Origin of the sequence: Thiospirillum jenense, assembly GCF_014145225.1 — a bacterium.
GTDB classification, from domain to species: domain Bacteria; phylum Pseudomonadota; class Gammaproteobacteria; order Chromatiales; family Chromatiaceae; genus Thiospirillum; species Thiospirillum jenense.
This window is the reverse complement of record NZ_JABVCQ010000013.1, coordinates 26435-41261: the sequence shown is the minus strand read 5'-3', so window position 1 is coordinate 41261 and position 14827 is coordinate 26435. Positions and strand designations below refer to the sequence as shown.

Annotated in this window: 13 protein-coding genes and 1 pseudogene; 3 read left to right on the top strand and 11 right to left on the bottom strand. The window is 51.4% G+C overall.

Annotation, left to right across the window (positions count from 1 at the left end; translation table 11 throughout):
• Nucleotides 1–146 precede the first annotated feature (146 nt).
• Together HUK38_RS07535 and HUK38_RS07530 are read left to right on the top strand one after the other, a co-directional pair.
• Nucleotides 147–1091: a hypothetical protein gene (locus HUK38_RS07535; protein ID WP_238787520.1), complete on the top strand. Its 945-nt coding sequence runs from the start codon at nt 147–149 to the stop codon at nt 1089–1091.
• Between the two features lie 17 nt (nt 1092–1108).
• The gene (locus HUK38_RS07530; RefSeq protein ID WP_182583707.1) at nt 1109–2686 is read left to right on the top strand and encodes a methyl-accepting chemotaxis protein; all 1578 of its coding nucleotides are present in this window, start codon (nt 1109–1111) and stop codon (nt 2684–2686) included.
• Between the two features lie 87 nt (nt 2687–2773).
• Here HUK38_RS07530 and HUK38_RS07525 read toward each other — a convergent pair whose 3' ends face one another.
• The 7 genes and pseudogenes from HUK38_RS07525 to HUK38_RS07495 form a co-directional block, all read right to left on the bottom strand.
• Entirely contained in the window at nt 2774–5026 is a 2253-nt protein-coding gene (locus tag HUK38_RS07525) for a hypothetical protein (protein ID WP_182583706.1), read from the bottom strand.
• A 33-nt stretch (nt 5027–5059) separates the two neighbouring features.
• Nucleotides 5060–5284: a hypothetical protein gene (locus HUK38_RS07520; protein WP_182583705.1), complete on the bottom strand. Its 225-nt coding sequence runs from the start codon at nt 5282–5284 to the stop codon at nt 5060–5062.
• A gap of 51 nt (nt 5285–5335) precedes the next feature.
• Nucleotides 5336–6334, bottom strand: coding sequence for a GDP-mannose 4,6-dehydratase (locus tag HUK38_RS15365; RefSeq protein WP_275285007.1), 999 nt, complete (start codon nt 6332–6334; stop codon nt 5336–5338).
• Nucleotides 6335–6883: 549 nt separating this feature from the next.
• A pseudogene (locus HUK38_RS07510) lies at nt 6884–7450 on the bottom strand (GDP-mannose 4,6-dehydratase); the annotation flags it as partial.
• A gap of 85 nt (nt 7451–7535) precedes the next feature.
• Complete coding sequence (locus HUK38_RS07505; RefSeq protein WP_182583749.1) at nt 7536–8507, bottom strand: NAD-dependent epimerase/dehydratase family protein; 972 nt, start codon at nt 8505–8507, stop codon at nt 7536–7538.
• Nucleotides 8508–8584: 77 nt separating this feature from the next.
• The gene (locus HUK38_RS07500) at nt 8585–9568 is read right to left on the bottom strand and encodes an aldolase catalytic domain-containing protein (protein WP_182583704.1); all 984 of its coding nucleotides are present in this window, start codon (nt 9566–9568) and stop codon (nt 8585–8587) included.
• Between the two features lie 117 nt (nt 9569–9685).
• Nucleotides 9686–10954 carry a 30S ribosomal protein S1 gene (locus HUK38_RS07495; protein WP_182583703.1) on the bottom strand — a complete coding sequence of 423 codons (1269 nt, stop codon included), beginning with the start codon at nt 10952–10954 and terminating at the stop codon, nt 9686–9688.
• Between the two features lie 152 nt (nt 10955–11106).
• Here HUK38_RS07495 and HUK38_RS07490 point away from each other — a divergent pair, with 152 nt between their 5' ends.
• Nucleotides 11107–11856 carry a ferredoxin--NADP reductase gene (locus tag HUK38_RS07490; protein ID WP_338065380.1) on the top strand — a complete coding sequence of 250 codons (750 nt, stop codon included), beginning with the start codon at nt 11107–11109 and terminating at the stop codon, nt 11854–11856.
• A 9-nt stretch (nt 11857–11865) separates the two neighbouring features.
• Here the strand turns inward: HUK38_RS07490 and HUK38_RS07485 are convergent, their stop codons facing one another.
• The 4 genes from HUK38_RS07485 to HUK38_RS07470 are packed head-to-tail and all read right to left on the bottom strand — an operon-like array spanning nt 11866 to nt 14716.
• A complete protein-coding gene (locus tag HUK38_RS07485) occupies nt 11866–13095 on the bottom strand; it encodes a nucleotidyltransferase domain-containing protein (RefSeq protein WP_338065379.1) in 1230 nt (409 codons plus the stop codon).
• Nucleotides 13026–13928 carry an HprK-related kinase A gene (locus HUK38_RS07480; protein ID WP_182583702.1) on the bottom strand — a complete coding sequence of 301 codons (903 nt, stop codon included), beginning with the start codon at nt 13926–13928 and terminating at the stop codon, nt 13026–13028. Before HUK38_RS07480 ends, HUK38_RS07485 begins: the two co-directional genes overlap by 70 nt.
• Nucleotides 13925–14227, bottom strand: coding sequence for an HPr-rel-A system PqqD family peptide chaperone (locus HUK38_RS07475; RefSeq protein WP_182583701.1), 303 nt, complete (start codon nt 14225–14227; stop codon nt 13925–13927). Before HUK38_RS07475 ends, HUK38_RS07480 begins: the two co-directional genes overlap by 4 nt.
• A 30-nt stretch (nt 14228–14257) precedes the next feature.
• On the bottom strand, nt 14258–14716 hold the full coding sequence (locus HUK38_RS07470; protein ID WP_238787519.1) for a hypothetical protein: 459 nt from the start codon (nt 14714–14716) through the stop codon (nt 14258–14260).
• Nucleotides 14717–14827: the final 111 nt, after the last annotated feature.

The window sequence follows — 14827 nt, the reverse complement described above, 5'->3', positions numbered from 1 at the left end:
ATCCTGCGCGATAGACATATCGGTCACAAAACGTACTATACTGGGCGTGTGAATATTATCTTTAGCTCAACAGAAGGGCAAACCATCGCACTATGAATACAAAGCGACACACATACTATTATTGGTGGAACGCATTCTTATTATGCGTGATCTGCCAATATCACAGCAGCGGCGTGTATGCAGAAACGCTGCGTTCTCCGGCTGACATTTTTATCATTACCCAATACGCGCATCAATTAGTAGATCGTATTCTTACGCAGCGTGGGGTGAATACAAGCAATATCGAAGTTTATTCACAAGAGCGTGATATAAAACCGATGCACGTCTATCAGTTGTATGCAACTGCACTGATGGAATTATACAACTATGAATTAACCAACCAGCGCCATCCACCGCCATTAGTGGTTGTGGCGCCAATCAATTACACCCCGACCGAAACTTATCAACTGGCACAGATTGTCATTGCGGCATTAGAAGAGTTGTATCAAGAAGAAGTTGGCCCGATTGATATTACACAATCGCCACAAGCGGCAAAGACGCCGTCAGAAGTGTATCAGTCGTTATTCGTGTTGTATGTCAAATTGACACGACTTAATGGGAAACAAGATTTTACGGCGGATGATGTGTATGCACAGCTCCATCGTGTTGCTGATGATTTGAGAAATATTCTAGTCACGTTATCGCAACGTTTGCCGGATAATAAAGAACGTGAGAAACGCTTGTTAATAACCGCCGCGTATGGAATCAATACTGACGGCTCGCAATTATCCGAGCCTGACTCTAATGCCACTCCAACTGATGTATTAGTAAAAGCATTGGCGGTCCGCGATAAACTCAATGTTTGGCGTAAAAAATATCGCCTGCCAGACATTCAGCGTCCTGACGTAAGTGCATTCAAACAGGTTGGCTTTGCTGACGTGTTTTTGCAAACACAAATCATCATTGCTGAATTAAACATTATTAAAATGTCACAAAAAATTGTGAGCGTGACTAATCTCGCCCAACCGGTGACGGGTAAAACGCCCACCGATGATTATCAAGCAATCAAGCATATAGACTATATGCTGGAACGTATTTTAAGTGTGCTGTAATTTGGAATATTGCCATTATGTTTACGTCTATTCGTTACCGCATCTTATTTAGCAACGGGATCATTATTGCGGCACTGTTATTTTCTTCAATTTTTATTGAAATTCAGCTGCGCACCAACCGAGATTTATTAGAACAACAAGCACAATTAGTATTGACTAAAAGTGCGACAGTTGATCAACAGCAACGGTTTCTTAATTTTCGTATCAGCGCCCTGAAGTACATCATGCTTATGCAGGACATTGATTTTGAACAGCATGAACGAATGTATGATGAACTCAATTCGTTATTGCTGACGGCAACGGATAATGAGGTGCGTGAACAAGCAACGGCAATTGAACAATTTCACCAGGTGTTCGATCAATCAGTCATGGCGTTCTTGGCGGATGACCGTTTACAAGGTAGCCGTTTATTACAACAAGCACTGACGTTATCGGTTGATATTGTGGCTTTTTTTGATCAACGATTGAAAACACAAGATACCGCAATTGCCAGCTTTGGCGATGAAGTGCAGCGGATTAACATTCGTTTAAGCACTGCACAATATGTATTAACAGCCCTTGTGATCGTATTGGGCATTGGTATTTCGGTGTTATTAGCGAATACGATTGGGAAGCACTTGCGCGAATTAGAAAAGACGGTCGAACATATTGAAGGTCAAGGTGATTTGCGCTTGCGGGCAACATTGGCAACTAAAGATGAAGTGGGGCGGTTGGCGCACACTTTTAATCGTTTAGTGGAAAAACAGGCAATGATTGTGCGGGCGGTGACGCAAAAAGCTGACGCATTGGCCGCGTCTGCTACTCAATTAAGTACAATTACGCAACAGTCTAGTCACGGAATGCAAAGTCAATCAGATGAAATCCGCCGCGTGGCAATTGCGATCAATCAAATGTCGGCGTCGGTGCGCGAGGTGGCGGGTAATACCGAACAGGCGTCGAGTTCGGCTGAGGATGGCAGTCGGCAGGCAGCAGATGGGCAGCAAATTGTGCGCGATACGGCGACGGCGATTGCGGCATTGGCACAGGAGGTGCAGCACGCGGCGAATGTGATTGACCAATTGCAGGGCGCGACTGAGAACATTGGCACGGTGTTGGATGTGATTAAAAATATCGCCGAGCAGACTAATTTGCTGGCGTTGAATGCGGCAATTGAGGCGGCGCGGGCGGGCGATCAGGGGCGCGGATTTGCGGTGGTGGCGTCGGAAGTGCGCACGTTGGCACAGCGGACGCAGGCTTCGACGACGGAAATTGAGACGTTGATTGCCAGTTTGCAGAATGGTGCGCGGCAGGCGGTGGTGGCGATGGGGCAGAGCCGTAGCAATGCTGAAAATACGGTGGCCTTGGCTACTCGTGCCGGCAATGCGCTGGAATCTATTCGCCATTCGGTGGAAAACATTTTGCAAATGAATCAGTTAATTGCCAGTGCCGCCGAGGAACAGAATATGACAATGGAAGAAATTCATCGCACGATTAATAACATTCAATCCATTGTTGAACAGTCCGCGAGCGGTGCGCAACAGACGGCGGAATCAAGTCATGCGTTGAGTGATCTGAGCGATGAATTGCGCGGGTTGGTGGGGCAGTTTAAGGTGTGAATTAGTGCCGTTGCTGATCTATGATTGATCGTTCCCACCCTGAGCATGAGAACGATCAACTTGCTTTAATACAAGTCTAAATAACCGCTATTGCATTGGCGTCACCCCGTTCATCACAAATCCTTGATTGGCTTCTTGCCACATCACCTGTGTTGTTAATCCCACGTTGGGAAAATCATTTAATGCAAAATTGCCAACCAAACCGGTCATAAACTCCTGCCCGAGCGTGTGAACGGAAAAGGTTGTATTCGCAACGGGAATGCCATCCGCTGTCAAATCTATTCTATGTTCACCATCACCCAATCCACTGTAGTTAATTAAAAACCCAAAGCCGTTATTCATATCACCGCAGTTCGTCAAGGTGTCCGCCCGTTCAGTGCCATAAGGAATGGTTAATGCCCGTCCGCCATCAATACTCACAGTCAAGTTTATTGCATCGCAATACCAACCGGCAATGATGCCAACACCGCTCTGTTGTGCATTAACCGCCGGCACTTCTAATGCGCCGGTAGTGACGAGTGGCGCGGGGTTAATTGCTGGTGCATCAGGTGGCGTAATGACAAAACGCTGACTCGCTTCTTGCCATTGCAATGCAGTTGTTTGACCAACGGTGGGGAAATCAGCTAATGAAAATTGCCCGCTTAAACCCGATTGAAACTCCGCACCTAACGTGCGCACCTGGAAATTAACCGTTGTCACTGGCTCCCCATCAGCTAATAACGCGATGTGATGCTCGCCATCCGCTAAACTATTATAGTTAATTGGAAAACTAAAGCCGTTATTGGCATCGCCACAATGCGCTTGCGTATCGGCACGTTCACTGCCATAGGCCACCGGAATTGCCCGCCCGCCATCAATACTCATTTCCAAACGTCCCGCCGCGCATTGCCAACCCGAGACCAAACCAATGCCCGTTTGATAGGAATTGGGCTGCGGAATTTCAATCATCCCCGCCGGTTCTATACCAGTCGCCGGTGCAGTGTGCCAATTCAAACAGGTATTGGGCGCATCATCATCAATATAACCATAATAGCGCCCCATCCAATACGCTAATAAATAATCCACGCCGCCATATAAACGATACGGCACACCCGGGTCTTCTCTTTTCCACGGCTGCCGTTCCCAAATAAAGGTCGCCGGCACTCGTTCACTCACATCAATTGCCGATAATGCCAAATCAGAACAAAACGGATTTTCCCAATATTCATCACTCACATCCACTGCCACAGCGCGATTGGGCGCGCTGGGAAAACCCGCTAATTGATTGACATGATTGGTCACGACATTATTATTTTCACTCACTTCGGGCGCTTGTGACGCATAAATAAACGCAAACCAAACGTTGTTATCTGATTGAACGGCCGGCCACAGGCGTTCAATTAACACCTTGTCCCTTAAGTAATGATGACGAGTGGCATCCGTTTCGGTGCGTAACCAAATAAACGCGGGCGTAAAACTAATGTTTAATCCATGATACGCATCACCGCAGGGGCTGGTATCTGACCACCGTTTGGCAATGTCTAACCAGGTATCAACATGCGCCGTGTAATAATTGTTAATTGCACTCCGGCGGGCGGCGTATTCAGGGACATCATTAGTCACATGCAATGCTAAACTAAAGGCCGCACCTAATTGAAGCGCCTGCGTCGCTAATAAAATATCTGGCATCCAACCTAAATCAGGGAGTTGGCGTAAATACTCCGATGGATTCGGCCAAAAGACCAGAATACCCGCGCCATTAACATCGCCATCACCACTGCGGGTATCAATCGTTAAAGTTGGAATACCGCTGGGCATAGCAATCGTGGAATAAACCACGTTTTCTAATTCCAAATTTATGACATGCGTTTCGCCATCAATCACTAAATTGACTTGGCGTGACTCGTGGCGCATCAATTGTTCTGCAAAGGTCACAATATCAGCGCGTATTAACTCGCGCACCGCCAAATCATTGGTCGCTTCATAGGCCAACGCCATGCCAAGTAATACACCCTGGTATTGATCGCGGCTGACATTTCCGCGCCAATCCCAAAAGATACCATCTTGCAATGTTTTATGAACAACTTCCGAATCATTATCGGATAAAGCGGCTTTTATTTCAGGTGGACTACTCGACGGCGCGGCGTATCGTGCTAAATACCCCGGGTCACCTGGTAATGTCCACCAGCGATGTAAAACCCGCGCTGTTTCATTCACTTGTATTAACGCATCCGGCGCGCCGGTAGCTAAATAGCGGAATGATTCAGCGGCTAAATATGCACCCGTCCAAATTGCCGCGTCACGCTCGCCACCGTAATAATTGATTTTAGTGTAATTATCATCAGTGAAGGTCGCACTCATTACCCCACCCGCCGGCATCATCCATTGCCGCAGCTAGGGTAAATATAAACGGGCGCGATTGTGTAATTGATTATCGCCGGTTTCAATTGTAGTCAACCATTGACCAGTGTGTTCATTCCATAATTCACAGCGCGCATTGCCGGAGAGTTCACCAAATAAACAGGTGTCGGCACAGGTATTCGTTTGCGCGAATACAGCGGGCGTGTTCAAAATGAACATCAATCCCGCAAACTTAAAAAGTAAGTGGCTACGCTGCATAAAAATTATTCCCCATTGATTAGCAACTTAATAATTAAAACAACCGTTGATTTATTCATTATGCTGCATGACAGTAAAGCCTTCACGATGACAGAGCGCATCGCGTTCTGCCGCTTTCAAATCCTCACGCATCATTTCAGTCACTAATTCAGCAAAAGAAATTTCTGGCTGCCAACCTAATTGCACTTTGGCTTTAGTTGGATCACCCAACAGCGTTTCTACTTCAGTCGGGCGGAAATAACGCGGATCAACAGCAATTAAACATACCCCCGTTTTTTCATTATAACCCTTTTCATTCACACCCTCGCCTTCCCAGCGCAGTTCAATTCCAATTTCTTGCGCGGCGATATTCACAAAATCACGCACTGAATACTGTTTGCCAGTGGCAATTACATAATCTTCGGGATGATCTTGTTGCAGCATTAACCATTGCATTCGCACATAATCGCGGGCATGTCCCCAATCGCGTTTTGCATCTAAATTGCCGAGATATAAACGATCTTGCAACCCTAATTTAATTCGCGCTAATGCACGAGTGATTTTGCGCGTGACAAAGGTCTCCCCTCGAATAGGGCTATTATGAATCACCAATCGCCCAACGCCCGCGAGAAACTTGCCTGACGCCGTTTCAAGATCAAATACCCACTCATCATCTTTAATAATGGCATCGCTAATCACTCGCACTTCTTCTGGCGGTTTACGCAAATGTTGCCCTTTATTACCTTGCGGTGTACCCGTTAATAGATTTAATGTGTAATAACACGCGCCATCGCGTTGTTCAAGATAAACCGAGGCGTGTCGTCCTTGCAGCGCATATAAATAAACCAACCCCTGTGCTAATACCGAACTATTCGTTTTGACACTATCGCCTTTGCCTGCTTTTAATCCATCACCGGCATAATGACCAGCAAGAAATGCCGCTTGTAATTCGGTGGCGGCATTGAGAATTAAACGCGGCACTCGTTTATATCCGGCTTTGGTATAAAGCTGTTCACGCAACCAATGACTCACTGCGGCTCCCGCGCCGGTCAAATAGGTTTGCGTCACCATATTTGATCCAAAACCGGATGGACTCTGCGTAATACGCGCCGCGCCTAAGAATAACTTAGACCATAATTCACAAACGCGCTGTTGTAAGATCGGATCATTATTCGTGAATTGAATAACCGTTCTTTCACTGGCTGGAATATAGCCATCCGCCGATAATAAACCTAAGAATTCGGCCAGCTCCGGTGTTAAAACCGTCCACGCCGGGGAGATTGGAAATTCAGCCGCCATCAATAGGGCATCATTCGGTTTAACCTGATCGGCGCGCACTGGCGTTTCATCTGGTTTTAATAATTGATGATGCGCGGTGCAATGTAAAACACCGCCGCGAGCTTGTATTGCCAGTAAATGATGATCGTCATGTTCTTTGCGTTTAGTTGCGGTCACATGTTGTAATGCAACCCAATCATATCCATCCCAAATTTCGACATTCACCAATGCCGTCGTTTGCGTATTTGGGCCTTTACGGCGGAGAGCAAACAATTCATCCGGTGTGACGACATCAATCATGCCATCCTGCCGCACTAATAATGGCGTATCAATGGTGACGCACTCGTGATTAAACAAAATCCCATTGCACGCATAAATCCCATACGCTTCACGATAATTCACCGTAATCCAATAGGCATATAATTTAGCGACGGCATAGGGTGAACGTGGATAAAAGGGCGTGGTTTCGCGTTGCGGTATTTCCTGCACTAATCCGTATAATTCAGATGTGGACGCTTGATAAAAGCGCGTTTTCTTTTCCAATCCTAAAATCCGAATCGCTTCTAATAACCGCAATGCACCCAGCCCATCTGAATCAGCGGTGTATTCGGGTTCTTCAAATGACACCGCAACATGACTTTGCGCTGCCAAATTATAAATCTCATCCGGCTGCACCTGTTGAATAATACGAATTAAACTCGACGTATCCGTCATGTCGCCATGATGCAGAATAAACCGCCGATTGAGTTCATGCGGATCCTGATATAAATGGTCAATGCGGTCGGTATTAAACAACGAGGTGCGGCGTTTAATGCCATGCACCTGATACCCCTTGTCTAATAATAATTCGGCTAAATAAGCGCCGTCTTGACCTGTAATACCCGTAATTAAAGCGATCTTGTCCGCCATAATAGATTTTAATCCTATGTGTAATGATAAGGGCGCAGTGATTGGTGAATTAACTGCATGAGATGTTTAATGGGAGAATTAACAATTAGCGGCGTAGCGTGGTTTGATTTGCTAAAAACCACGCATAGGTTTGGTGCAACCCGCTGGTTAATGAAGTGGTGGCCCACCAGCCCAATTGCGCTAAACAATTGACATCTAATAATTTGCGCGGAGTGCCGTCTGGTTTATCAGTATCGAAATGAAAACGGCCGGTGTAACCCGTCACGGTTTGCATTAACTCAGCCAGCGCGTGAATGGTAATTTCAATACCACTGCCGACGTTAATATGCCGCAGCTGCGGTTGGGTGTGTGAATGATACAGCGCCTGATCTATATTCATAACGAATACACAGGCGGCCGCTAAATCATCCACATATAAAAACTCGCGGTACGCATTGCCATTACCCCAGACGCTCACGCTCGGTTGATTGGTGACTTTTGCATCGTGAAATTTGCGCAATAACGCGGGAATAACGTGGCTATGTTCAGAATGAAAATTATCACACGGACCATATAGATTAGTCGGCATGACGCAGCGAAAATCCGTGCCATATTGGCGATTAAAAGACTCGCACAATTTAATGCCGGCGATTTTCGCAATCGCGTAGGGTTCATTGGTGGGTTCTAATACGCCAGTTAATAACGCTGATTCGGGAATGGGTTGCGGGGCTAAACGCGGGTAAATACAGGAGCTGCCAAGAAATAATAAGCGTTCAACGCCGAATTGCCAGGCGGCGTGAATGACATTGCCGGCAATCATTAAGTTATCGTAAATGAATTCGGCGGGATAGGTGTTATTTGCCCAAATGCCCCCGACGCGGGCAGCGGATAAATAGACTTGGGTGGGGCGTTCATTCGCAAAAAAGGCATGAACAGCGGCGCTGTCGGTTAACTCTAATTCAGCATGGGTGCGCGTGATGAGTTGATGAGTTGGCATGGTCATTTGTAATTGACGCATTAACGCTGCGCCCACCATGCCGCGATGTCCGGCAATATAAATTTTCGGTTGCTGTGACACGCGCTCATTCTCCGTTGTCATTGAGCGTTCCCACGCTGGCGCATTGAAAACCGCTCAATGTTAATAACAGTTGGCGTTTAAATTTCCGCCACGACTCGATCATAAAAAGTCAAAAAGTCATCGGGCGTTGCACCCGCTCGCCATTCAATCGCCGAGCGCGGATGTTGATTCAATTGCCCGGTGATGTTGTAAGGCACGAGCGGCCCCCATTCAATTTCTTGACGCAGCGCCATCATGTGATGTTGAATGACTTCAATAATGGGGCGCACGTCGAATTTGGGATTACGCAAAAAGCCGAGTAATAATTCAGTGTGACAATTACCCGCGCCGCGGCCGAGACCGAAAATGGTGGAATCAACCCGATTGCAACCCAAAATAATGGCTTCAATCGTATTGGCGAAAGCTAATTGCAAGTTATTATGCGCGTGAATCCCAATTTCTTTACCGCCACTGGCCAGCGCTGCTTTATATTTATGATACAGGCGATCAATTTGCTCGCGGTATAAATACCCAAAACTATCCACAATTACCATTGTCGTAGCGGGCGTGGGGGCAATGGCTTCTAATACCGTGTCAATTTCCGTTTCGGTGATACTCGACACGGCCATTAGATTAGCGGTGGTTTCATATCCCAATGAATGCGCATGATGAATCATATCCACTGCTTCGGAAACTTGATGCGCGTAAAAGGCCACGCGAACCATATCTAATACGCTGTCAGCGGCGGGTAATAATTCGGTTTTCCAATCGCTTTTACCCGCATCAGCCATGACCGCGAGTTTTAATCCCGTCGCCTCGGCGGTATGATCGCCCACCACGCGGCGCAAGTCTTCTTCATCGCAATGCCGCCATGCACCGTAATTGCTTTTTGGAAAGACTTTCTTTGAGTTTTTATAGCCAATTTCCATGTAATCAATGCCCGCTGCGACGCAAGCGCGATAGGCAGCGGTGACAAATTCATCACTGAATTGGTGCGCGTTAATTAAGCCACCATCGCGCACGGTGCAATCCAAAACCTTTAGTTCCGGCCGGTAAGTAATCCACGGGGCCCTTTCAGCCATAATCAAAATCTCCACTGGGATGCGCGATGAAATCACGCGGGTTATTTAAAGAGTGTTTAATTCAGTTGCAATCGGATTAAATGCACACGGCGAGCGGGTTTAATCAGCGTTGATTGATTACGCCCCACCCGATTGCCGTTTATTCATTTGACTGCGCAATAATTCACCAAAACTGCCGAGCGCCGGGTCAGGTGCAGCAGCGGGCGCGGGTTTATTCGCTTGACGCAGCGGGCGTTTATTTGCCGAGGCGGGCGCGGTTTCATTAGTCACGGCCGCATCCGTATCGCCAGTTTCATTCACGCGAGTTAATGCAATGCGCCGCCGTTGTGGATCAATATTTAATACCCGCGCCGTGACCGTTTCGCCAATGGTTAATACGGCATTAGGATGGTTAATTCGCTGCTTTGCACCCATTTCACTAATGTGCATCATGCCTTCAATGCCCGGCGCTAATTCAATAAAAGCGCCGAATGCCTCCATGCGCACCACCTGCCCGTTCGTGATCGTGCCGGTCGGGTAATTGACCTCGGCATCCTGCCAGGGATCGCGGGTCAGCGCCCGCAGTGACAGCGCGATTTTGTCGGCATGTTTAGCGTCGCTGCCCGCGTCAATGCGCAACACCACGACCTCAACTTCTTGATCTAACGTGAGAATTTCGCTCGGATGCCGCACCCGCCCGAACGCCAACTCGCTGACGTGTACCAGTCCCTCGATGCCGCCCAAATCCACGAACGCGCCGAAATCGCGTAACGCCGTGACTCGTCCGCTGAACACCGCGCCGACGGCCAGCCGTGTGCGTGTTTCCACCGCCCGCGCCGCCTGTTCACGTTCCAGCAAAGCGCGGCGCGAGACCACGACGTTGAGTTGCCGCCCCGTTTCCAGTTTGGTAATTAAAAAACTGAGGCGCTGGTTGAGCAGCGTGGTCAGATCGTCAACAAAGCGCACGTCCACTTGTGAGGCGGGACAAAAGCCGCGTTGCCCGGCGATCTGCACCTCCAACCCGCCCTTGACCGCCGCCGTGACCATGCCCTCGACCGGCAGTTGCTGCTGGTAGGCGTCTTGCAATTCGGCTTGCCCGTGCAGGTGGCGACTGTGGCGGCTGCCCAATGTCAAGCGCCCACCGCTGTCAATGCTGGTAATCACCGCTTCAATCGGATCACCAACGGCGACGGTCAACTGGCCATCCGCATCGGTCACATTCGCCCGCTCCATCACCGCCTCGGTTTTAGCGCCGACGTCAACAAATAATTGCTCATGGTCGAGCGCGACAATCTGCCCGCGCACCGTGGCACCGATGCGCCATTTTGCCCGCCGCCGCGTCGGTTGCGCGGGTTCACTCGCCGCGAGCAGGGCTTCAAAACTGGTTTCTACCGTCTCTTCAGTCATGGGAAATTCTCAATTGGTCAGGAGTCAAGGGGCGTTAGTTGACGCGGTCAATTAGGGGAGTTTACCAGCAACCAGTGCGTTGGGTTGAATTCACGCGCATTGCACCAAATTGAGTGAGCGGTGTGTCATTCACTTTGGATTTTTATTTACCCATGATGAACGATTGGTTAACAGCAACGGTGGTCGGGCGTCACCAGTGGACAGCGCAGTTGGTGAGTTTGCACCTTGACGCGCCGCTGGCGGAATTTCAAGCCGGGCAGTACGTCAAAATTGCATTGGACGACGGCCCCGAGCGCGTGGGTCGCCCGTACTCGCTGGTCAACTCGCCCGACGTCCGCCCGCTGGAGATTCATTTCACCACCGTGCCGGAGGGCGCACTCACCTCGCGGCTGGCGGCGCTCGAAGTCGGAGCGCGCCTGTGGATTTCCGCCCGTGCCAACGGCTTATTCACACTCGAACAGGTCGTCACCCGCCGCCATCTGTGGTTATTCGCCACCGGCACCGGCTTGGGCGTGTATCTATCCATGCTTGGCACGGCCGCGCCCTGGCAACGGTTCGAGCGCGTGATGTTAGTACACGGCGTCCGCTACACCGACGAGTTGGCTTACGCTGACCGCATCGCCGCGTTACGCACCAACTACGGCGACCGCTTCTGCTTTATTCCCACAATCAGTCGGGACGCGGCTGGCGCGGGGCAATTTGCCGGGCGGATCACGGAATTACTCGCCAACGGTGAATTGGAGCGCACCGCCGGGGCGGCAATCACCCCCGCCGACAGCCACTGCATGATGTGTGGCAATGCGGAGATGATTAAAGATGCGCGGGCGTTATTAGAAGAGCGCGGCTTGCAGCGGCACAAGCGCAGTGAACCGGGGCATTACACGCTGGAGCAGTATCACTGATGTGGTTGTTTAAACAGGCGTTTTTGGCTTAACCTGCTGCACTAGCCGCGCCCAACTTTTGTACAGCAAATGCCGCAGCGTCAACAGCGGCGGCATTCGCAACCAGTGCGCACGGATGTACAGCAACCACCGCGCCAGCGCCGCTCGGTGACGCGGGAAATCAGGATGCTCCGGCATCAGCGCCAGCGGCACCAAAATATCCATCACCCGCAGCACCGGATATGACGGCGCGAACTTAGCTACCGCTCGGCAAGTTGCGGCCGGGGCGCTGAGATACAGTAACCGCTGCGCGTAGCGTAAGCCGTAAAACAGCGGCCGTTCCAAATGCAGCGCCACCGCCCGCTGCGGCAATTGCGTCCAAAACTCAGCTTCATGCCCGAAATAGCGCATCAAATCCGCCGCATCCACCAGATCGCGCAGCCGCAAACCCTCATCTGGTTGGGCGTCAAACCACAGATGCGCCAGGCTGTGTAACACCATATCCGTTGGGGCAAGAATCCGCACCGGCAACGGCGGCGCCTCGGCTGACAAGTCCGCCACCGCGACGCTGTTGCTCAACAGTAACGCCGCCTCGGGTGGCTGGCGCGTGGTCAGCGGCACGATGTTGTGGTGCAAATCCACCTCGTTGTCACGCTCCCGATGCCGCAGCGGCGGGATTTCGTGCATCCAGGCGCGGTAGTAGTGGTCATCGTAACGCGACAGTTTGGGCTGTACCCAGCCGCGTTCCAACAGCCGCTGCTCCACTGGCGCAATCCACGCCGGCGGCACTAGCAAATCCACGTCAACAAAATTGCGCCCCCGCGCCGGCGGCAGTTGCGCGTGATGGTAGGCAATCCCTTTGAGCAAAATCAGCGGCGGGTTGAGATCAGCCAGCGCCCAGCGGAGGCGGTTTAATTCCCAACTCAGCACGGTTTGGCGGTGACTGACCAGCTGCTGCGCCGCTTGCAAGTGGTTGACCACGCTGGGCGGCAGTTGATCGAGCAGATTTTGTTGGGATAAATCAGCGGCGATCCGCCCGAGTAGGCGACTGCGCCGCGCCACGCGCAGTAATAAATCCCAATCCTCAAGCGACAGTTTGGGCAAACCATGCGGCTGGCGCAGTGCGTTGAGTAGCACACTCGCCGCTTGACGAGCGTGGCGTGTTTGGACGCTGAGTTGGTGGACTTGGTTCAGGTGAGCGTCTCTAGGGCAGCAACGGCGGCGGGCAGCGCCGAATAGGTGAGGGAGTAACAGTTGCACGAGCGTACCATTTCAGTTACGAGGGTAAAGGCGCTGCCGCCGAGGGTTTCATAATTGAACGCATTGGTGGCAACGCGCAGGAAGGCTTGAGTGGGTGATACGGGTTGCAAGTTTAACGCGGCGCCGGCTTGCCAGCGGGGAAAAATTAACCAGCGCGGGCGGGCGATCTGGTCGGACTGGGCGATGCTCTCACCCGGCGGACACAGGTGCGCCAAGTCACCTTTGCGGGTGGCGTAAAACGTGGGGCCAAATTCGGCGCTCGGGGCAAAGGTTTGTAACGCGGTAACGGCGGCATTTTTGATCGGGATTAAACGCGGGAGCGGTAACAACGCGCCGTCGGCGGGTCTGACCAATCCGAATTCGTCACTCAGCAACCGCCAGCCGCTGTGAATTAACGCGGCGCAGAGCGTGGATTTGCCGTGTCCCGGCCACGCGGGTAGCACGATGGCATGTTCACCGCGTGCCACGACGGCGGCGTGGAGCATGAGTAGATGATTGCAGCGCAGCGCGATGCACCAGTTCATGCCCCATTCGAGCGCCGGTAGGTGATGCGCGGCGGGCAGCGGTTCAAATGGGGCGCGGCCGTCAACTAATAATTGCACCTGCGGGCGTAACCAGCGGCGGTGCAGTGCGCTCCCGCTCAGGTGCAGATGAAAATCGCGGATGACCTGATCGGTGAGCGGGTAATGGCGGTAGAGTTGCTGCAACAGCGGGGTGATGGCGGCCACGTCGCTGGTGAGGCGCAGGTGGAACGGGCCAATGCCCAGCGCGAGTCCGGCGCGACTGGTGAGGCGCTCGGTCAGATCGGCGGTGGTGAGGTTGGCAAGAATCACGCGGTCGCTACGGCGGTGGCTAAACCCAGTTCGGCAAAGCGCGCCAGCAATCCAGTCAAGTACTGGCGCAAGTCGGCTGGGGCGATGGTGTCATCAGCGAGCGCGCTGGCGATGGTCTGCAACAGGTCATCGAGTGTGATGCCCGCAGGTGCCGCGGCGAGCGTGTCCAGTACCAGCGCCCCGAGTGGGTTGAGGTAGTGGGTTTCATTGGAGGCGGGGTGGTAAATCACCCGCTCGTCGTCTGCTTCCCACTTGGCAGTCAAGACGGCAATGTGACTAGAGCGCCAGTGAATTGGCATGATAATCAAATGGTTATATGAAACAGGTTGTTAGCACGGCCACCTGCCAGTTGGGCCGAGTGAGGCATACGCCCCGGCGCTGACCAGTGCGCCCGTTGGGCAAGTATGCGAACACAGATACTCCGATGCCGCGGTTGTCTCAGTTGCGGGCGTGGTGCAGTAAACGTCACCGCGTGTTCCCAGACAGTACGATGATGTTTCTGCGCTACACGAATGGCCTAAATCATTCACGCCCGAGGTGTCGCTTGGCACACAAATACTGGGCGCTGCCGCATCCGTAGTCGGATTTGCAATGGCATAACACCCGCTCTGCCGCGCCAGCGCCGCCCCGCTGCGCAAGGTCAAAATCGCCGGTGCGGCTAACAGCGCGTGTTTGAGTAACCGCCGCCGCGTGGCTACACTGGCAGCGGGTGGATGATCCACCGAACTGACCGCTGGGGTAGCGTTAGTGGTTGAGGACAGATGCGTCGGTTCTGGGTGATCCATCATTTTAACCTCGGTGCAAATCTAAAAACGTTCAATCTAATAATAGCCGATTTTTACGGGGCGCATCGTTACGGCAAAGTTGTTCACACACCCGCGCAATTTTATTTGCCATAC